The following is an 18,942-nucleotide window of genomic DNA, read 5'->3' as shown; positions in this document are numbered from 1 at the left end:
CTGCCGCCGCCGAACGAGCGGCGCTCCGGGTACACGATCGAGTCGATGCCGCAGTGGGCCGGGGCAGCCCCGCAATCCCCCATCCCCTCCGGAACCATCCGGCTCCACGTCCCCTGCCGCACGCCCGGACCAGCCGTGGCCGCACCGCACCGCACCGGACCGGACACGGTCTCAGGCGACTGCCTGCTCGCGGGCCTGGGCGGCGGAGATGAGTCCGGCCAGGGATGTGCGGGTCTCCGACAGTGCGCGGATCCGCTCGTCCAGGCCCTGGAGGTGATCCTGGAGGGTCGCCAGTTGGCATTCGGCGATCGTGCCGTCCCGGCGAACGCAGGGCAGCAGGTCGCGGATGACCCGCGTCGGCAGGCCGGCGTCCAGAAGCGCGCGAATACGGCGGACCACAACGGGCGCGCTGTCGTCGTAGCGGCGGTGGCCGCTGTCGAGGCGGTAGGACCCCAGGAGGCCCTGCTCCTCGTAATAGCGCAGCAGCCGGACCGAGGTGTCCGTCGCGGCGGCGAGTTCGCCGATCTTCATGTGGCGCTCCTCACAAACCCTTGAACCTCACATTGATGTGAGATCCTAGCCTCCTGATCATGACGAACACAGAGCGTCCCATCGCCCTCTACGGTTTCCTGCGGCCCCGGCCGGAGCGCACGGACGAGGTCCGGCGCATCCTCTCCTCCTTCGTGGAACCCACCCGGCAAGAGCCCGGCAACCTGCAATACCACCTTCACGAGCACGAGGACGGCCGCTTCTTCCTGTACGAAGTCTGGCGCTCCCAGGAAGATCTGGACCGGCACAACGCGACGCCCCCGCTGCGCGCCTTCCTGGAGAACCTCTCGACCTTCCTGGAAGAAGCCCCACAGGGCTACTTCGACACCATGCTGAGCCCGTACCCGTACACCGAACCGGCTCCCGCCTGAGGCGGACGCCCGCGACAGAGGCCGTACGGCGAACCGTGCGCGGAACAGAACCCAACGGCACGCCCCCAGGTGCTGCAACGCAGCTTCGGTCGCGCCCCGCTCTCGCGCGGCGGGGGTGCGGCTCTCGTGGTCCGGCGAGACGGCCTGTCGGATGAGCCGCGGGCGGGGGACGCCGGTGGAGCCGCGCGGCCCGGAACCCGAAGCGGACCCGGGCCGTCCCCTGCGGGAGGGGGTGCGTCAGGGCTGAAGGTTTTCCAGGTCCTCGAGGAGGCCGGGGCGGGTCGGCCGCCACCCGAGGGCATCGCGGGTGTGGTCGCTGGACGCAGGCTGGTCCATGGCGAAAATCGGGCCGAACGGGCCGAAGCTCTCCTGCGGGACCTCCTCGACCGGCAGGCCCAGTCGCCGGCCGACGACGGTTGCGATGTCCCGCACCGCGTCGCCCTCGTCGGCGACGGCATGCCAGGCCGTCCCGGCCGGTGCCGACTCAAGGACCAGACGGAACAGGACCGCTGCGTCAAGCGCGTGCACGGCCGGCCAGCGCTGGGTGCCGTCGCCCGGGTAGCCGGCCACCCCGGTGCGGCGCGCCGCGTCGGCCAGCAGGCCGGCGAATCCGCCCCGACCCTCGTTGTGGACCGTGCGCGGCATGCGGACAGCCGTGCTGCGCAGACCGCGCGAGGCAAGGTTCAGCAGCGCCGTGACCGAACGGCCCCGACCGCCCACCGGTCCGTCGGTCGGCAGCGGATCGGCCTCGGTGGAGGCGCGTCCCGGCACCCAGGGCGTACCCGAGACCGTGACGATCGGGCGGTCGCTTCCGATGAGTTCCCTGCCCAGCGCGCCGAGAGCGGCACTCTCCTCGGCGATGGCCTGCGCGAGCGCATCCGGACTGCCGTAGTCGCGCCCGAACGCCAGACTGATCACACCGTCGGACTGCGCGGCGCCGGACCGCAGGACGTCGAGGTCCGCCAGATCCCCTCGCAGCACCTTGGCACCAGCCCTCTCGAGGACCTGCGCGGAGCCGTCCGAGCGAGCCAGGGCGAGAACGGTGTGGCCGTTGCCGAGCAGTTCGGTGACGACGGCGGAGCCGATGGTTCCCGTACCGCCGGTGACAAAGACGTGCATGAGCTCTCCTCGCCAGTGATGGGACTCTTGTCCCATCACTGACCCTACACGGTGATGGGACAAGAGTCCCATCACCTATCCTGGTCCCATGGGTAGATGGCAACCGGGTGCGGCCCAGCGACTCGTCGTCGCGGCCGTCGACCTGTTCACCGAGCAGGGGTACGACGCCACCACGGTGGCGCAGATCGCCGAGCGTGCCGGTGTCACCAAGAGCACGTTCTTCCGGTACTTCTCCGACAAGCGCGAGTTGCTGGTCGCCGGCCAGGAGACGCTCAGCAGGCTCCTCGCCGACGGCATCACCGAGGCACCTGCGAGCGCCAGCCCGCTCCAGGCGGTGGCGGCCGGCCTCGAGCGCGCATCGAGCGCCATGGGGCCCGCGAACCGCGAACTCGGCCCCCGCCTCAGGGCAGCCGTGGCCGCCAGCACCGAACTTCAGGAGCGCGACGCCCTCAAGAGCGTCGGGCTCGCGGCCGCCATGACGGCTGCGCTCGTCGCCCGCGGTGTCCCCGAACCGACCGCGCATCTCGCGGGCGAGCTGGGAGTCCTCGCGTTCAAGCGAGGCTACGCCCAGTGGTCCGAAAGCGATCGTGACGACGCGGAAGGCCTCGCCCCGCACGCACTGGCAGCCTTGGACGACCTGCGTGCGGCAACTGCGTCGCTGGGCTGACGGATGCCGCTCGGCTGTCACCGACCGGGCCCTGTCGGCCCCGTCGACCGTCTCGTGCACGCCCTGCCCGTCCGGCCGTCCGGCCGGCACCACGCCGCTGCGCTCCCGAGGTGCAGCGCCGTTCCCGTGCCTGCCGGGCGGAGCAGGTCGTCACCTCCCCCCGGCGGGAAACCCGCAGGCAGCAGGCGACTTCACCACCGCCCGGGCAGCGGCCGCCGGGCAAACGGCGGGTGGCGCCTCCCCCGGGAGGGTGATCCGTGAGCGTGGGACTTTCCGCTGCTTTCCGGATCTCGGTTTGGATCCGGTCATGAACCTTCGTCGTGTCACCACCGTGCTGGGTGCTGCCGCTGCGGCAGTCGTCCTCTCCGTCGCTGTTCCCGCCTGCGCGCAGGCCGCGGAGGGAATCCTCACCATCGACGCCACCACGTATCTGGACCCGGCAGACGGCTGCCTGGACGTCGGCGGTCCTCCCGCGCCGGCGCACTTCGTGGCCAACGACACCGACGCCCCCGTGCTGCTCTACGCAGACCCCGGCTGCCAGGGCCGCCCGGTTCACCTCGTGCCGCCCGGAGACGGCGACTTCACGCCGTTCGAATCCGTGTACATCGGACTGCCCGGCTGACCTCGGGCGCCGCCAAGGTGACCAGCACCGGACCGGAGGCGACGATCGCCCCGTCCGCCACCGCATCCACACCAGCGCCACCGCGGCCGGCACCGGCTGCACGCCGCCCGGCGCGCGGCTTCACGTCCCGGCCGCCGTCCGGGCGGGTGACCCCGCTTCGCCAGGGGGTCACCCGGCTGGTGGCCCTCCCCGAGCCGAGGTCGGGGAGGGGTGCTGTGCTCAGTCCTCGTACTGCCGCAGGGCCAGGCCGAGCGCGAAAAACGTCGGCGCCCACTCGCCGACGAAGATTCCCCACCGGTCCGCGCGGGACACCCCCGCGTCCTCCGCCTGGATCGACACCACCCAGGACACGATCGACAGACCGATCGACGCGAGCCCCGCGTCATAGCAGTGATCGGACCGTACGCCCTTGTCGTGCAGCATTTTCACGAGCATGGAAACTCCTCGAATCGGGTCTCCAGGCTCACCCGCCGGCCCGCGGTCCGCGCGCGGTGCGGGCACACGGGTGACCGGCGGTCCTCAGCCGGGGGGGCCGGGCCGGTCAGGACGCGTCAACCGGTCGGGGGCCTTGCCGGCTGCCGGATGCGTTCTCTCCTCACCGCGTGTGAGCAGGCGCCTCTGCGGCAGCCCGGAGATCCGGCCCGAGCCGGACGCGTCACCCACCTGGCCACGAGTGCGAGGCCGGTCGGGCCCGGTGTCAGTCGAGGACCGCCGCCGAGCGCCCCTCGTCCACCGTGTACGTGCCCGCGGAGATCGCGCCGAGGCTCGCCGGGGTGAGGGTCAGCGAGACGACGCCGCCCGGCAGTACGCGCGAGCGCTCCTCGGCGGTCGTGAACGTCGCGGGCGTCGACCCGTCCGGGAACAGGCGCTTCCCCTTCCCGACGACGACCGGGTACTGGAGCAGCCGGTAGACGTCGACGAGTCCTGCCCGGTGCAGCGTCTGCACGAGCTTCCAGCTTCCGTGGACCTGCAGCTCCTTGCCGGGAAGCTCCTTGAGGCGGCGGACCTCGTCCACCAGGTCACCGCGCAGGACCGTCGTCGGGCTCCAGTCGGCTTCCTCGTCGGTCAGCGTCGAGCTGACGACGTACTTCGGCAGCGTGTTGAGCTTGGCCGCGATCAGGTCTTCCGGTTCGGTGACCTTCGGCCAGTACCCGCCGAGCAGGCCGAAGCTCGTGCGGCCGAAGAGGAAGGCGCCGGCCTCGCGGAACCAGCCCTCGACGACCTCGTCGGTGGGCGCGGAGGCGAGCGGGACGAGCCACCCGCCGCGGTCGAAACCGCCGGAGCGGTCCTCGTCGGGGGCTCCGGGGGCTTGCATGACGCCGTCCAGACTGACGAACGCGTTGACGCTGAGCAGCACGGTTCTTCTCCGGAACTCTGTTCGCGAGACAGCCGGCCAGGACCGGCCGACAGGCGGACGCTAACTGCCGGGCCGGGGACGGGTCTTGTACAGGAACGACATCGCGGCACGGTCGCCCGCCCGCAGCTCGCGCGCGGTGCGACCGATGTAGCGGCGTAGCGCATGGGCGAGATGGGCTTGGTCGAAGTACCCGAGCGTCCCGACGACCGTGGGCCAGTCGTGGCCGTCGCGCAGCATCGTGGCCGCGGCGTTCGCGCGGTCGATCTGCGTCACGGCGGTTTGCGACAGTCCGGTGATCGCGCGGTAGCGACGCTGGCGGGTGCGCGCGCTCGGACCGGCCTCGGGACGCCCGCCGACGTGCTCCTCGTCCCCGAGGCGCTGTCGCACCAGCAGACCCGCGCCCTGCAGCCGCCGGACGAAGTGCTCGACGTTCTCGTAGGTCGGCGCCTCCCAGTCCCCGCCACCGATGACGATCCTGCCCGAATCCGTCACGGGGAACGGCGCATAGCCGTCGACGACCGAGGCTGCGGGATGCGGGCGAAGAACCGTGCCGAGGGCGAGCCGGACCCCGAGGAATTCGGTGTCCGGCGGGACCGGCGCGATGGTCGCTCTCGTCTCCGGCCCGCGCAGGCCGGCGAGCAGGCGTCCGTGAGTTCGCGAGATGATCAGATGGTGCGAAGTGCGTGCTGCGGACGTCATCGTGTCCTCGGCGTCGCTGCGGGTGCGCCACACACGGTCGACGATGGTCGCGTCGATCTCGGTGTCACGATGCTCGAACCGCAAGGCCATCGCCCCCACCGTCTCCCCTCCGCCCGGACTCCCCCGGACCTCGAAGCTCGTCCCCTTGTGATCCCGCTCTGCAAGGATCTTGATGGTGCCAGGCGTGTCACGGCGTCGGAACCGTCCATGACAGCCCCGTCTCCCGGGCTGGGCCCCGCGTCCTCGACGCGTTGGCAACCGCGCTTCACCGCCAGGACGGGCCCCTTCTCCTCCACGTGCCCCGACCGGCGGCTGCGCCCATGCGGGCGGGCAGCACGCCGGACTTCGCCGTCAAGGCCGCGCAGCAGCGGCCGGCCCCTACCGCCCGGTGGGCCTCGGCCCGCCCCTCAGGGGATGTCGCCTTCCCACAGCCAGACCCACGGCCGCGCGAACGCAGGCCGGTAGCACGCCCGCCCTCCAGCCCCGTACCGCCCGATCTCCGTGCTCAGCGCGGCACCTTCACCGCGGTCCGCCCCCGGAATGGCGGTGACGTCCAGAAGCAGGCCGTCCAGCGGCCCACCGGACAGCTCCACGTACTCGTGCCCGTCCCTCGGGCCGGGATCGGGATCGTCATGGTCGGCGCCGTACACCCGCCGCTGCAGCCACCTCGCGTCCATGACCCCTCAGCCTGCCACCCACCACCGACAGCCCTCCGTGGAGCCCTTGTGCACTGCGCGCACGACCTCGACGGCCGGGAAGAGAGCTGGGGAATCTCCACCGGGAACCCAACGAGGACGCGGTCGGAACGGCGGAGCAGTTCCTCTGCAGGAGGTCGGCAGCCGACGCCGGGGACTGCCCCGTGGTGCGTTCCCGCCGGCAGGACCGGTCACCTGTGAGGTGATCGCCTCGCTCAACATGTCCGCACCACTGGTCCGGAGCCGGAGCCCGGTCTCATCGAGGAAGCCCGCCGTCAGCCCGCGCACGCACACCGGGGATCGTCGGTCATGCGACGGATCGACTCCGCAGGCGACCGCGGCCCTCGGACGGCCGACGCGCCTCAGGCCGGAGTCGGGCACCGACCGGACCGGCGGAGCCCGTCCTCCCGCGGGTGCCCGCCCGTCGGGCGGCACCCGATCGCATGCGGGATCACGCACCCGTCCGTCCGTTTCATCGACCGATACGGCGCCGAACACCGTCGATCCTGCCCGATGCCGGGCAGAATTCTGGCAGTTCCGAGCCGATGCGCCCTAGGGTGCCGGTGGTGATCACCCGCCCGGGGCCCGCCCGCGCAACCCCACCCCCACCGAACCCGTTCAAGAGTGCTCCCTGGTGCGCACCACGCGCCCTGACGTGAGAGGACATCGACATGCTCGCGCTCCCCACCGACGCCGAGGCAGTGGTCTTCGACTGCGACGGCCTGCTGGTCGACACCGAGTCGTGCTGGACGGCCGCGGAGACCGCGATCTTCGCAGCGCACGGCCACCCTTTCGGCCCCGAGCAGAAGGCACTCCTCATCGGCCGCACTCTCGAAGCCGCAGGAGAAGCGATGGCCGCCTACCTCGGACGCCCCGGCTCCGGAGCCGAACTCGGCGCCGAACTCCTCCAACGCGTCCGCAAGGAGCTCGCCCGGGGTGCCGCACCTCTTCCGGGGGCGGCGGAGCTGGTGCGGGCGTGCCGCGCAGCCGTACCCGTCGCCGTGGCCAGCAACAGCCCCCGGGAGTTGCTGGACGCAGCCTTGCGGTCGGCCGGACTCGCCGACTGCTTCACCACCTCCTTCGCTGCGGACGAGGTGCGTTCCCCCAAGCCCGCACCGGACCTCTACCTCACCGCGTGCGCCGCGCTGGGTGCCGCCCCTGAGCGCTCCGTCGCTTTCGAGGACTCGGCCACGGGCGTCGCCGCGGCACGCGCCGCCGGGCTCTGGGTCGCGGTGGTCCCGTCCCTCCCGGGGGTCGACCTCGACCACGACTGGCTCGGCACCAGCCTCGCCGAACCCGCCCTGCAGCAATGGGCCAGGGCCTGTCTCCGGCCGTGAGACCGTCGCGGTGGTGCTGTTCGGCCCGCTGCGGTGACAAGCAGTGGGCTGATCACCGGCTTCCTCCGCCGGCCCGTCGAGAAACCCGACGGCTTCTGAGCTTGTCCTTCAAGGTCTCTCTCCTGGGGGTCGCCGCACACGGGCAGGGTCTCCCGGACACTCCGCTACGACACGGCCCAGGCACCACTGCTCGCCCGACCGCGCAGCCTCGCCGGCAGGCAGCCCGCCACGGGTTCGGCCGGCTCCACCCGATCAGTATCGGATCACCACCAGGTCGCACGAGACAGTCGTGAGGGTGCTGCGAGACGCCAGCCGCACATTGCGCGAGAAGAACGAACGGCTCCGCAACCGGACTCGCAGTTGCACTCGGACGGCTCCGCGGTCTCCCGTGGGGCATTCCGGTCGGATGAGGGCGTTCAGGGCCCGCTCGGAGTCCCGATCAGCGTCCGCAGCGCCTTCACCAGCCGTGCCGCGTCCTTCTCGCCGAGCGGGGCGAGGAACTCGCGTTCCGCCGCCTCGCGGGCTTCCTCCGCATCAGCCCGCACCCGCCTGCCGCGCTCCGTCAACTCGACGACATTGCGGCGGCGATCCTCCTCGCTACGGCGCCGCTCGACCAGCCCCTCGCCCTCCAGCGCGTCGATGAGACCGACCATCGTCGTGCGGTCCACACCCAGCCGGCGCGCGGCCTCCAGCTGCGAGAGCGGGCGGCCCGCCGCCAGCACCGCCAGCACCGCCAGCTCCCGTGCGCCCAGACCGAACGGGGCCAGTGCGGGCCCGGCGTGCTCGGCCAGCCGCAACTGCGCGTGCTTGAGCAGGTAGCCCAGCCGGGTGCCGAGCAGCTCCTCGACCGCGGCCCCGCCCTTGTCATCCTCCGCCATGCCAACATCTTAGCCATCGGCTGATCGTCAGCGCGGCTGACGATCAGATACTGTGACGACTATGCCTGTTGATGCACCTCACTCCACGCTCCGCTTCGGCGTCAAGACGACACCCATGCACCTGACCTACGACGAGATCCTCCGCGTCTGGGAGGAGGCGGACGAACTGCCCGAACTCGACGACGCATGGCTGTGGGACCACCTGATGCCGCTGGCCGGGCCGCCCGGCGGCGCCGTCCTGGAGGGCTGGACGCTGCTGGCCGCGCTTGCCGCCCGCACCACTCGGCTCCGCCTCGGCCTGCTCGTCACCAGCAACAGGCTGCGCTCCCCCGCCCACCTCGGAAAGATCGCCACCACCGTGGACGTGATCTCCAAAGGGCGCCTGGCCATGGGCCTGGGAGTCGGCGGCACCCGACAGCCTGACGGCCCCAACCCGGCCGTCGCCGAATACGCCGCCTACGGCCTCCCGCTCCCGAGTCCCGGTGAGGGCCTGGCCCGCCTCACCGAGACGATCACCATCCTGCGCCGCATGTGGACCGAGGAGGTCTTCGACCACGACGGTCCCTTCACCACACTGCGCGGCACCCGCAACGGTCCCGGCCCGGTCCAGCCCGGCGGCCCCCCACTGCTGATCGGCGGCTGGGGCGACCGGACACTGCGCATCGTCGCCGAACACGCCGACATCTGGAACGTCCCCGGCCCGCCGCACAACACCCCCGGCTGGATCGCCGAGCGCGCCCGCGTCCTGGACGCGCATTGCGCCGCGATCGGCCGCGACCCTGCCGAGATCACCCGCTCCGCGCAGATCATCGTCGACTACGCCGACCCAGCCGCCACCCGCGCCCAGGTGAGCGCACTCGCCGCCGCCGGCATCCGGCACGTCGTGCTCGCGCTGCCCCGCCCCTATCCGGACAATGCCGCCCGCTGGCTTGTCGAACGGATCGTCACCCCTGTCCGCGAGCAGGGCGCCTGACGGCATCTCCACTACTCGGCCACGTCTCAGGGAAGCCTGCATCCGCTGCCCCGTCCTTCCGCCGGGTTGAAGGAGACCCACGCCACGCCGCTCGACCGGCCGTCCGCGCCATGCCCGCGGCAGCGACGCGACGACGAGACGGACGACGGCGAGGACGGGCGGCCGCGGGCCCGTAACGGCGAACAGCGGTCCGGCCCCGGAGTCACATCTACGCCTCCGGGCCGGGCCGTCTGGTGCGCGTGGGCTTCAGCCGGTGGGCAGGATGCGCAGGTACGGGCCGCCCGGAAACCGAGCGAACGCAGGGGGCGTAGCGGGCCGCCGCCGTGGAACGGGATCCGGGAAGCTCCACGTCCGAGCCGACGCGCACCGAGCGGCCGCAGTCCGCCTGACGCACCGCCCAGAGGAGGCCCGGTCGTCGTGAGCGGTCCCACTCGCACGGCACTCACGGACCACAAACAGAATCGCCACTCTGCTAACGTTCCCCGCACGCAGAATGGCCGTTCCTTTTGTGGAGGTGCTGTGCCTCGGCTCACCGACGCGCGCAAGGAGCTCCGGCGCACCCAGATCGCCGAGGCCGCCGTCCGCTGCTTCAGCCGCAACGGCCTGGAGCGGACCTCGATCGCCGACATCACCACCGAGTCCGGCCTCTCGGCCGGCTCGATCTACACGCACTACCGCAACAAGGCCGACCTCGTCCGAGCCGCAGCCCGCGAAGTGCTCGCCAAGCGCGCCGATGTCCTCGGCGAGTACGCAGCGGCCGACGCCCCACCCAGCCCCGACGAACTGCTCTCCCGCTTGATCGCCGCGATCGACCCGATCGAGGCTCGCGTCGGCGTGCAGACCTGGGGAGAGTCGACCACCGACCCGGCCATCCGCGACATCGTCGTCGACATGACCGACCGGATGCGCGCGATGCTGCACGACTGCGTCACAGCCTGGCTCGTCAAGGTCGAACACCACGAGCCGACCCGCGCCCAGGAGCGCGCCACTCCGATCGCCCACCGGGTCATGGCGCTCTACCAGGCCGAACTGCTGTACACCGCCCTGCAATCACCGACTGAGGAGACAGCGTCATGACCACCACCGCGACCGCTTCGTTCGCCGGCCGCGTCGTTCTGCGCGTCGGCTACGGGGCCTTGCAGCTCGAGCGGCTGCACGACCGCCGCAGCGAGGCCGTCGCGCTGCTGCGCCGTGCAGTCGAGTTGGGCGTCGACCACGTGGACACCGCCGAGTTCTACGGCTTCGGTTTCGCCAACGCCGTGATCCGCGAGGCACTGCGCCCCGAGGACGACGTCCTGGTGGTCACCAAGGTGGGGGCTGACCCCAACCCGGGCGGGCGCGTGCCGTTGCGTCTGGCGCAGCAGCCCGGGCAGCTGCGCGCCAGCGTCGAGGACAACCTGCGCAGCCTCGGCGTCGAACGGCTCGCGGTCGTCAACCTCCGCCGCCTGGACACCGGCCCCGGCCTGCGTCCTGAGGGCGATCAGGTCGTCGACCTCGACGACCAGCTCGCGGTGATGACCGCCCTGCGCGACGAGGGCAAGATCGGTGCGATCGGCCTGAGCAGCGTCACCCTCGACGGCCTGCGCCGCGCCCTTCCGGCCGACATCGTCTGCGTGCAGAACGCGTACAGTCTTGTCTCCCGCGACGACGAGGACATGCTGCGGTTGTGCACGGCCGAGGGCATCGCCTGGGTACCGTTCTTCCCGCTCGGCGGGGCCTTCCCTGGCCTGCCCAAAGCGACGGACGAGCCGGCGGTGCACGCCGTCGCCGAGTCCCTGGGCGCCACACCCTCCCAGGTCGGCCTCGCCTGGCTGCTGCACCACGCCCCGAACGTGCTGCTCATCCCCGGCACCGCCAACGCCGCCCACCTGGAGGCCAACATCGCGGCCGTCGAGATCACCCTCGACGCCGCGGCCCTCGCCGCTCTGGATGCCGTCGAGTCCCGCTCCAACGACGTCCCTATCGGCTGACCGGGAACCACCGCGCCCCGGCTCGCGACCGCACCACACGCCTGACCCCCTACGCACCGCCGGGGCCGGTGCGCGGCCCGGCGGCTCACCGCTCCCGCGGATCCCGTCCCGTCCGATCACGCCTCGTAGGGCGGCAGGTTCCTCCGCCGACCGGCGGCAGCGTGATCGAGGCGAGCACGCGCCCGGGCCCCGGACGCCGGGCGGTGGCCGTGGCAGCGGCCTACGGCCGGGGCCGTCCGGCATCGCCTTGGTGCACCACCCGGCGTGCGAGCACATGGGAAGCGGTCGCCCTCAGGGTCGTCCTGTGAACGATCTGCGTCTCGGGGGCGTCGCCGGCAGTCAGGGTGATCGGCGTGAGGGGACGCCAGGTCGAGCTCCTGGCAGTCATCGCGGTTGTCCCACGGTAGTTCGGAGTCGCCCGTGGAAGGACTGAGGACGTGGCGGGCGATCACGCGTCGTCTTTGGGCCCCGACCTCCCGCAGGATGCGAGCAGGACTGCCGTCTCAGAGGTGATGGTGTCCATCACGCGATGCTCGGCATCCCCCGGATGCACAACCTCCACCTCGCCGGACGGGCGAGCGGTTCTTGTTGACCACGGGTGGAGCTGGTCGACCTCGCGCAGGTCCTTCCGGCGGTGTTCGTCGGGGAGGATCTTGCGCAGGGCCCGGAGGGAGTTCAGCCGTGGTGGCCGCGCCGAAACCTCCAGCGGCGCTCCCACAGGTCCCGACGTCCTGAGTAGTCGAAGAGGGCGACCAGTCCGTTCACCCAGATCACGAGGAACGCAAGGACCGCCACCAGGCATCCGGCCCCCGCCAGGAAGTCGGTGACGGTCTTCCACCTGCTGTCCGGCTTCTCGCCAGACGGCACGGTGTCCCAGTCGACGGGGCGTCCCATGGCATCGGAGCACTCTGCCCGCACCGACGCCAGTTGCTCTCTGGCGAAGGTGGTTCGGGCACGCGACTCCGGGCCCTGCCAGGCAAGGGCCCGCATTCGCTGCGGGGCTGTGTGGTACCTCGCTTCGAATGCGGTGGTCTCCACCGCGTCCCGGTCCTGTTCGAGGTACATCCAGCGGCCCGCTTCGGCAGGCTCTCCGTACAGGCGGTACACCTCTGCCAGGCGCCGGCGAAGCAGCAGGTCGTCCGGGAAGGACGACACCAGCCCGCGCAGACGCTGGCGCGCGACAGGGACCCGGCCGGCGGCCAGGTCTGCATCGACGCGGGCAAGAGTGTCTCTCAGAGGCATGACCGCATGATCGGGCAACACAGTGACCGCCGTCGACCTGTTTTGTCCCTCAGTACCCGCTCGCCCCCCGACGGCATCGGGTGAGCTTGGCCGAGGCGGGCCACCGGCAGATGCGGGACAGCGCTCAGGGGCGTACCTGCACCGTTTGCGAGACGGTGCTGCCGTTGTAGGTGTCGTCACCGGAGAAGGTGACGGTGTAGACGGCCGGACCCGCTGCCATGGGGACGTCCGCGATCTGGAAGGTGCCGTCGGCGGCGACCGCGCGCGTGCCGACGAGTGCCGGGACCGGGCCGGTGCCGTCCTGGCGGGTGACGGCCACGGTCGCGCCCACGGGAATCGACTGCGCCGCGCTGAGCCTGCCGTCCATCTTCAGCTTCCTGCCGACCTGTGCGCGGTTCTCGAACGCGAGGTACAGCGTGGTGTCCGCTTTCGGGTCCGCCGTGACGGATAGGGACGTCGACGCCTGTGCCGGCTGATGCGCCGGGTCGCCGTCATAGGTGGCCCGGTAGGACACCGCACCCTCGGCGGTGACAGCGTCGGTGAAGGAGAACGTGCCGTCGGCGGCCACGAGCGCGTCCGGCAGCGGCACACCGTCAGGATCCGCGGCCTCGGTACGCGTGACGTGGACGCTCTGCCCGGCAGCGAACGGGGCCGCCGACGTCAGCGAACCCTGCACGGTGAAGGGTGTTCCCGAGGTGGCGGCGGCCGGCGCCGTGAGGCCCATGGCGGTGTCGCCCCGTTCGGGGTCGTGGAAGACGTTGAGGACCGGGTCGGTTTCGCCCTGACTCGTGGTGCCCCCGGAAGCCGCGTAGAGCCGGGTGCCGTCCGTGGACCACGCCAGCCCGCTTCCGTTGACCTGCGGGGCGTATGTCCGGCGCGGCCCGGACTCGCCGGGCACCGTCACGGTCACCCCGGCCGGGGACACGGACCAGTAGCTGAAACTTCCGACCGCGACAGTGCCGTCATCGGCGACCGCCACAGCCGAAGCGGTGTCGGTGTCCGGCACGGTCAGGGGCGGGCCGTCGGGCTGCAGATCGGACAGCCGGTAGTACTGCACCGAGTTTCCCAGCGGAACCACCACGTCCCTGCCGTCCGCGGTGACGGCGGCGTCGAACAGCAGCGTGCTGAAGTTGGTGTTCTGCTGCATCAGCACCGGGGTGGAGGTGGTGACGTCGAAGACGCCGAGCCCGCCGTTGCCGCCGTCACCGGTGACGACGAGCTTGTCCGGGTCCGCGGGATCGGCCAGGACGTTGGGCGCCCCGTCGGTCCACAGCCACTGGCCCTCCCGGGTCACTGTCGGAGTCTGCGCCCGCACGTCCACCGAGCCGATACCCGCGTCGCCCGGGCTGTAGATCTCCCGGTAGCTGAACCACAGACGGCCGCCCGCGAACGCCAGACGCTCGGGTGCGACGTCCGTCCGGTACAGCGCGCTCTGCTGGAACGTCGTGGTGCTGACCGCCGAGATCGTGCCCTGTTCGGCATGGGCGATGTACAGGGTGCGGCCGTCGGGCGACAGGGCCATCCCGCCGGCGCTCGGCTGGTTGTCGATCGTGCCGACGCGGTTGCCGTCCAGGTCGAAGACCTCGACGTACGTTTTCTGGCCCTCGGTGCTGAGGTAGACGTGCTGGTTCGTCTCGTCCAGCAGGATGCGCGGCGACGGCGTGGCCGTGTCCGCCACTGCCGGCGTCGCCGGCAGTACGGTCAGTGCGGCTCCCGCCAGCACTCCTGCGGTCATGGCTATCGTGATCTTCTTCAATCGCATGGAACCCCCCGAGAAAAATGACGCGCACGCACGTCCACGGAGCATCGATCGGCTCCGTCGATCCCCGCGCCCCCCCACGGCTGCGCTTCCCCAAGCGCGCCCGGCGTTACTTTAGTTGATGGACAATCATCGAACAAGAGCATCCCGAAGACGTGGGCCGACCGCACACGGGGCAACTGTCCCGCACACCCCTTGCCGCGGCAGGTCGGACCGCTCCCGCCGGCTGCACGTCCGGACCGGGATGACGGAAGCGCTCGCAGGGACATGCTCCGACCAGGTGCTGCGCCCTTGCGGCAGCCGGCCGGTACTCCCGCCGTAGCGCACCTACCTGTACTCCCTCGGCAGTCAGCAGGGCAGTGCGCACCTGCACCGGCACATCGCTGCGCTGCCCGCGGGTGTCCCCTACGAGCAGCAGCAGTTCCACGCTCTGATGACCGGGAACGGGGCCCTGTCCCTGCCACCGCAGGAGGCGGCCGACACGGCCGGGCGCCCGGCGCTTCCAGGCAGCGCCCTGGATGCAGGGCATCCCGCCCCGAGCGCTTGAATACCGTCATGGACTCCCCCATCTGGGCTGAACTGCCTGCCGCTGACCGCTCCGCCGTGGACAGCTTGATCGAAAAGGACCATCGCCTCGCGGCAGTGCAGCGCCTGCGTGAGGCGTTCCCGGTCGATTCCAGGCCGGGCCTGTACGAGGCGCTGGACGTGGTGGCGGAACGCTACCGGGAGCTCGGCCGGCGGTTCGAGCGCTCCCCGACCCCGCCGCTGAACCTGCTGACCCTTACGGAGCAGGTGAACGCTCTGCCCGGCCGGACAGTGGCCGTCGAGGCACTGTGGGACGGCGACACCGACGGCTGGTGCGTGAGCCTGATGGCACTGACCGACGACCCCCCTGCCGAGCACCGGCTCGCGATCATCCGGCACGGCAGCGACATGCGGCTGTTCAACGGCACGGTCCCCCCATGGCCCGAAGCACAGGAGGCGACCACGGTCGGCCGCGCCCTGGCCGATCACCTCGCCGTGCCGTTCCACTTCGCCAGCCCCGACGAGCCCGACCTCGACGCTCCCCGCTGGAGAACCACCCCGTGAGCCACCCCGCCGCCGGGGCCCGGCTGCCCCATGGCCGCGTCCGCCGCGGCAGCACAGGAAGCTTCCGCCCGGACGCGTACGCGCTGCGTGTCGGCTCCTCGTAGAGTTCCTTCGGACGACGTCGATCGCATGGGGCGGCCCTTCACGGCCGCCGACCGGTTGGGGGAACCGTGGGGGCGGAGCGGATCAGGAAGAGGCGCCTGCGGATGGTGCCGGCCTCCTGGGAGGTGCCGGGGACACCGGCACCGGTGGGGACCCAGGATGCCGTGGGCAGCTGGGTCGTGGACGGCGCGGTGGTCCGGGGACGTCCGGACGGGCTGCGGGCGTACGGTCTGCAGACCGGCGAGACGCGGTGGTCGTGGACCGTCCCGGGCGAGGACGCCCTGCTGGCCATGAGCCGTACGGCCGTGGGCGGGGTGGGCCTGGCTGTGCACGCCGACGAGGACGCCTCGGGGGGCTCGTCCGGAAGCTGCACCGTCACCGCCGTCGACACCGGGCGCGGCACCGCCCTGTGGTCGGTGTCTGCCGACTTCTCGGAGAAGCCGTGGCATTGGGAAAAGGACAGGGCCGGCCAAGCCGTCGTCCTTGTCGCGGACCGGGCGGTGGTCCTGGCCGGCGGCAGGCCCACCGCCTACGCCCTGACCAGCGGGAGAAGCGTCTGGGCGCCGGTTGCGCCGCTGGCCGACGACGGTCAGCTCGCCGCGGCCCGGCAGGGAGTCGTCCAGATCTCGGTCGAGGACGGCGCCGCCACCGTCCGCTGCCTCGACCCCGCGGAGGGGGCTGTCCGGTGGCAGGTCCGCCCCCTGGCCGACCGGCGGAGCGGTGGGGTCCACGTGCTGCACGAGGACCCTCTCGTGCTCCTGGTCGAGGGCAGGGGCCGCCGCGCGGCCGAGCCGGAACTGCTGGTGCTCGACACCGGCGACGGGCGCACCACCGCCCGGATACCGGTCCACGGCCCGCACGGCGAAGCGCGCGTCCAGCCCGGCTCCTACGGCCTGCCGGGCGACCGGCCGGTGGCGGTGGTCGCAGACGTGCTGGCCGTCGCCGCCCGGCCGCCGGGCACCTACACCGACCATGTGACGGCCTTCGCACTCGACGGCGGCCGACAGCGCTGGACATGGAAGTCCGAGGGGCTCGTCCTCGGCGTCCTGGAGGCGGACGAGGGCGTCGCGGTGCTGAGCAAGTGGGAAGCCACGGAGGGAGGCGACGGCGCCGTCCACCTCCACCTGCTCGACCACGTCACCGGAACCGTGCGGTGGGTACGGCGGCTGGCCGGATACGAGGCGGGGATGCGCGGCCGGTACCACCTCGACGCCGAGCTCCGCCTGATCCGCGTCGGGCACTGGGGCCACGGGGACTGGCGCGCCGTCCAGGCGTTCCGGCTGCGCTGACCACCCGCCGCCCCGGGCGGCGGTGTTGCGTATCCCCCCGCTCACCACCACGACACGCGCAGGCCGGCGGCGGGCCGGGACTTCCCCCGGCCCGCCGCTGCGTGCCGCTGTGGCCACCCTGCTGACGCGACATGACCAGGTCGCCCGCCTGGTGCCACGAAGCCGCCGCTCGGGCCCGCAGCGCCTGCAAGGGGCCCGGCCACCCACCGGGCTGTCTTGTACCGCGGGCCTGGACGGGTCTTGATGCCGGACATGCGCCCCAGGCCCTCCTCCGAGTGAACGCGAAGGCTGGAGCGAGCAGTTCGGCGGCACTGTCGCGGCGCACGTGCGTCCGGTTCTCGCGACTGTCGCCAGGCTGAGATGCGAGGGCCTGGGGTTCACCCCCATGGGCCGACGGTACCCGGCTGCCGTGTGGGTGTCGGTGAGCGCCTGGAGCAGCGGTCCGGGCTCTCCGCCTCTGCGCCGGGCGACGCGGGACCGCACAGCCCGCCCGCATCGGCCCGTGCTGCTCCTGGCGGGCGGTGCCGGCCCTGTGAACCGGGCGGACGCCGGGGCCGGCCTCGGCAGGCTCGGGCGCGTCGGCTGGAGTGCGGCCGGGGCGCGCCGGTCGCTCTGCTCCGGGCGGGACGACGAACGGGCCTGACCGCTCCGCCTGGTCGGCGGGCCGGTCAGGCCCGGGTACGGTACGGGTCAGGTGCTCACCGTCAGGCGCAGGCGGCACCGTTGAGTGTGAAGGACGTGGGCACCGCGGTGCTGCCCGTCGAGGTGCCCTGGAAGCCGAACGACTGCGAACCGCCCGCCGGGATCGAACCGTTGTAGGCCATGTTGGTGGCCGACACGGCGCCGGAACTCGGACTCACCGTGGCGTTCCAGGCGTTGGTCACCGTCTGCCCCGAGGGCAGGGTGAAGCCGAGCTTCCATCCGCTGACGGCGCTGGAACCGGTGTTGGTGACCGTCACGTTGGCGGTGAAGCCACCGGGCCACACCTGCGGGGAGTACGTCACCTTGCAGGTCGGGGCGCCGTTGCCGCTGGTCGTGCCGCCTGTGCTCCCCCCTATCGTCGTGGTGCCTCCGATCGTGCAACCCGTTTGCGTGCCGCCGTCCGTCGTGGTGCCGCCCGAGTCCCAACTGCAGTCGCCACCGATCGTGCCCTGCGTGGCCCCACAGGTCGAGCTGCCGCCGGTGGTGGTGCCGCCGGACGTTCCCAATCCGCAGGTGCTGCTGCCGGTGGGGGTTTCGGTGGCCGTGGCGGTGGGGGTGGGAGAGGAGGTGGGAACGGGGCAGGATCCGTCCCCCGACGTCCCACCGGTCGTACCACCGGAGGTGGTCCCCCCGGATGTGGTGCCCCCGGACGTACTCCCCCCGGATGTGCTGCCTCCGACCATGCCGTAGGTGGTGCTGCCGTCGGTGTTGCCCATGTCCCACCAGTCGATGCTGCCACTCGTGCCGCCGCCGGTGGCATGGAGGTCCAGTGCCTGGGAGTAGAAGCAGCCCACCTCCAGGTTCGAGCCCCCCTGCCACGGCTCGAATCCGGCCTGCACGCTCGTCAGGTACCAGTCCTTCTGGGCCACTCCGAACGTGACCGCCTCGTCCAGGAACGTCCTGGTGTTGAAGGTCCAGTCGTGGATCTCCCGGGACGAGACGAGGGTGAGCACGTCGCTGGTGCCGTTGTTGCCGAGCCACACGTCCCAGGTGAGTGAAGCCGCCGTCGAGGTGCCGACCTTGGTCCCGATGGGATGAACGTCACCGGCGTGATTGAACCACGCATCGACCTCGGTCCTGTTGTCACCGTCCGTGCGGGGCGTCGGATCGAGCATGACCTTGTACGAGGAGTCGTAGACGGCACCGGAGTAGTCGCGGAAGAACCGGACGAGGCTCGGTGCCGAGTTCAGCTGGCTGATCTGCATGGGCAGGGTCGTCCCCGGCGAACACGTCCCGTGGTAGCAGCCGTTGTAGATGGACGGGTACGACTTGGCCGGGCCGTCCGTGGGCACGGAGCCGTCCGCCTGGGTGACGGTGAACCCGACGCGCACCCCGTCGTCGACGGTTTCGACGCACTGGGTGTCCGTGGTTCCGTAGCGGTTGTTCTGGACCACATAGCTGTCGTGGACAGTGGTCACGCCGAACTGGTCGCAGATCTGGGTGGCGGTGAGAGCGGCGTGTGCCGGTGCCATGGCCATCATGCCTCCGACGGCCAGCCCGACTGCGGCAACGCCCGAGATGA

General features: G+C 71.7%; 20 protein-coding genes. 9 read left to right on the top strand and 11 right to left on the bottom strand.

Annotated features, from left to right (window positions below; translation table 11 throughout):
* Positions 1 to 171: 171 nt before the first annotated feature.
* Positions 172 to 531, bottom strand: a complete 360-nt coding sequence (locus ACH4SE_RS18460) for a MerR family transcriptional regulator (RefSeq protein WP_398544452.1) — start codon at positions 529 to 531, stop codon at positions 172 to 174.
* A gap of 59 nt (positions 532 to 590) precedes the next feature.
* Between ACH4SE_RS18460 and ACH4SE_RS18455 the strand changes: the two genes are divergently transcribed.
* Positions 591 to 920: a putative quinol monooxygenase gene (locus ACH4SE_RS18455; RefSeq protein WP_398544451.1), complete on the top strand. Its 330-nt coding sequence runs from the start codon at positions 591 to 593 to the stop codon at positions 918 to 920.
* Positions 921 to 1,157: 237 nt separating this feature from the next.
* Here ACH4SE_RS18455 and ACH4SE_RS18450 read toward each other — a convergent pair whose 3' ends face one another.
* Positions 1,158 to 2,039 (bottom strand): SDR family oxidoreductase, encoded by an 882-nt coding sequence (locus ACH4SE_RS18450; protein WP_398544450.1) that lies wholly within the window; start codon positions 2,037 to 2,039, stop codon positions 1,158 to 1,160.
* An 88-nt stretch (positions 2,040 to 2,127) separates the two neighbouring features.
* On the opposite strand from ACH4SE_RS18450, the gene ACH4SE_RS18445 reads away from it, so the two are divergent.
* Positions 2,128 to 2,706: a TetR/AcrR family transcriptional regulator gene (locus ACH4SE_RS18445; protein WP_398544449.1), complete on the top strand. Its 579-nt coding sequence runs from the start codon at positions 2,128 to 2,130 to the stop codon at positions 2,704 to 2,706.
* 307 nt (positions 2,707 to 3,013) lie between these two features.
* Entirely contained in the window at positions 3,014 to 3,328 is a 315-nt protein-coding gene (locus tag ACH4SE_RS18440; RefSeq protein WP_398544448.1) for a hypothetical protein, read from the top strand.
* Between the two features lie 219 nt (positions 3,329 to 3,547).
* Here ACH4SE_RS18440 and ACH4SE_RS18435 read toward each other — a convergent pair whose 3' ends face one another.
* The 4 genes from ACH4SE_RS18435 to ACH4SE_RS18420 form a co-directional block, all read right to left on the bottom strand.
* Positions 3,548 to 3,763: a hypothetical protein gene (locus tag ACH4SE_RS18435; RefSeq protein WP_398544447.1), complete on the bottom strand. Its 216-nt coding sequence runs from the start codon at positions 3,761 to 3,763 to the stop codon at positions 3,548 to 3,550.
* Between the two features lie 262 nt (positions 3,764 to 4,025).
* Positions 4,026 to 4,685, bottom strand: coding sequence for a dihydrofolate reductase family protein (locus ACH4SE_RS18430; RefSeq protein WP_398544446.1), 660 nt, complete (start codon positions 4,683 to 4,685; stop codon positions 4,026 to 4,028).
* 60 nt (positions 4,686 to 4,745) lie between these two features.
* Positions 4,746 to 5,474 (bottom strand): AraC family transcriptional regulator, encoded by a 729-nt coding sequence (locus ACH4SE_RS18425; RefSeq protein WP_398544445.1) that lies wholly within the window; start codon positions 5,472 to 5,474, stop codon positions 4,746 to 4,748.
* Positions 5,475 to 5,791: 317 nt separating this feature from the next.
* Positions 5,792 to 6,061 (bottom strand): hypothetical protein, encoded by a 270-nt coding sequence (locus ACH4SE_RS18420; protein ID WP_398544444.1) that lies wholly within the window; start codon positions 6,059 to 6,061, stop codon positions 5,792 to 5,794.
* A 689-nt stretch (positions 6,062 to 6,750) separates the two neighbouring features.
* On the opposite strand from ACH4SE_RS18420, the gene ACH4SE_RS18415 reads away from it, so the two are divergent.
* Positions 6,751 to 7,416 carry an HAD family hydrolase gene (locus ACH4SE_RS18415; RefSeq protein ID WP_398544443.1) on the top strand — a complete coding sequence of 222 codons (666 nt, stop codon included), beginning with the start codon at positions 6,751 to 6,753 and terminating at the stop codon, positions 7,414 to 7,416.
* 416 nt (positions 7,417 to 7,832) lie between these two features.
* Here the strand turns inward: ACH4SE_RS18415 and ACH4SE_RS18410 are convergent, their stop codons facing one another.
* Positions 7,833 to 8,294 (bottom strand): MarR family winged helix-turn-helix transcriptional regulator, encoded by a 462-nt coding sequence (locus ACH4SE_RS18410; protein ID WP_398544442.1) that lies wholly within the window; start codon positions 8,292 to 8,294, stop codon positions 7,833 to 7,835.
* A gap of 61 nt (positions 8,295 to 8,355) precedes the next feature.
* Between ACH4SE_RS18410 and ACH4SE_RS18405 the strand changes: the two genes are divergently transcribed.
* The 3 genes from ACH4SE_RS18405 (at position 8,356) to ACH4SE_RS18395 (ending at position 11,237) form a co-directional block, all read left to right on the top strand.
* Positions 8,356 to 9,267: an LLM class flavin-dependent oxidoreductase gene (locus ACH4SE_RS18405; protein ID WP_398544441.1), complete on the top strand. Its 912-nt coding sequence runs from the start codon at positions 8,356 to 8,358 to the stop codon at positions 9,265 to 9,267.
* Positions 9,268 to 9,786: 519 nt separating this feature from the next.
* The gene (locus ACH4SE_RS18400) at positions 9,787 to 10,344 is read left to right on the top strand and encodes a TetR/AcrR family transcriptional regulator (protein WP_398544440.1); all 558 of its coding nucleotides are present in this window, start codon (positions 9,787 to 9,789) and stop codon (positions 10,342 to 10,344) included.
* Positions 10,341 to 11,237, top strand: coding sequence for an aldo/keto reductase (locus ACH4SE_RS18395; RefSeq protein ID WP_398544439.1), 897 nt, complete (start codon positions 10,341 to 10,343; stop codon positions 11,235 to 11,237). Before ACH4SE_RS18400 ends, ACH4SE_RS18395 begins: the two co-directional genes overlap by 4 nt.
* Positions 11,238 to 11,353: 116 nt before the next feature.
* Here ACH4SE_RS18395 and ACH4SE_RS18390 read toward each other — a convergent pair whose 3' ends face one another.
* From ACH4SE_RS18390 to ACH4SE_RS18380, 3 genes are all read right to left on the bottom strand, one after another.
* Positions 11,354 to 11,689, bottom strand: coding sequence for a hypothetical protein (locus ACH4SE_RS18390; protein WP_398544438.1), 336 nt, complete (start codon positions 11,687 to 11,689; stop codon positions 11,354 to 11,356).
* A gap of 223 nt (positions 11,690 to 11,912) precedes the next feature.
* Positions 11,913 to 12,479, bottom strand: coding sequence for a DUF6584 family protein (locus ACH4SE_RS18385; RefSeq protein WP_398544437.1), 567 nt, complete (start codon positions 12,477 to 12,479; stop codon positions 11,913 to 11,915).
* A 124-nt stretch (positions 12,480 to 12,603) separates the two neighbouring features.
* Positions 12,604 to 14,214, bottom strand: a complete 1,611-nt coding sequence (locus tag ACH4SE_RS18380; protein ID WP_398544436.1) for a YncE family protein — start codon at positions 14,212 to 14,214, stop codon at positions 12,604 to 12,606.
* A gap of 579 nt (positions 14,215 to 14,793) precedes the next feature.
* Between ACH4SE_RS18380 and ACH4SE_RS18375 the strand changes: the two genes are divergently transcribed.
* Together ACH4SE_RS18375 and ACH4SE_RS18370 are read left to right on the top strand one after the other, a co-directional pair.
* Positions 14,794 to 15,327, top strand: coding sequence for a hypothetical protein (locus ACH4SE_RS18375; RefSeq protein ID WP_398544435.1), 534 nt, complete (start codon positions 14,794 to 14,796; stop codon positions 15,325 to 15,327).
* Positions 15,328 to 15,575: 248 nt separating this feature from the next.
* On the top strand, positions 15,576 to 16,718 hold the full coding sequence (locus tag ACH4SE_RS18370; RefSeq protein WP_398544434.1) for a hypothetical protein: 1,143 nt from the start codon (positions 15,576 to 15,578) through the stop codon (positions 16,716 to 16,718).
* A gap of 704 nt (positions 16,719 to 17,422) precedes the next feature.
* Here ACH4SE_RS18370 and ACH4SE_RS18365 read toward each other — a convergent pair.
* The gene (locus tag ACH4SE_RS18365) at positions 17,423 to 18,892 is read right to left on the bottom strand and encodes a cellulose binding domain-containing protein (protein ID WP_398544433.1); all 1,470 of its coding nucleotides are present in this window, start codon (positions 18,890 to 18,892) and stop codon (positions 17,423 to 17,425) included.
* Positions 18,893 to 18,942 lie beyond the last annotated feature (50 nt).

Source organism: Streptomyces sp. NPDC020983 (assembly GCF_044333485.1).
Classification (GTDB): Bacteria; Actinomycetota; Actinomycetes; order Streptomycetales; family Streptomycetaceae; genus Actinacidiphila.
Note: the sequence above shows the minus strand (reverse complement) of the source record. Positions and strands in the feature narration are given on the sequence as shown.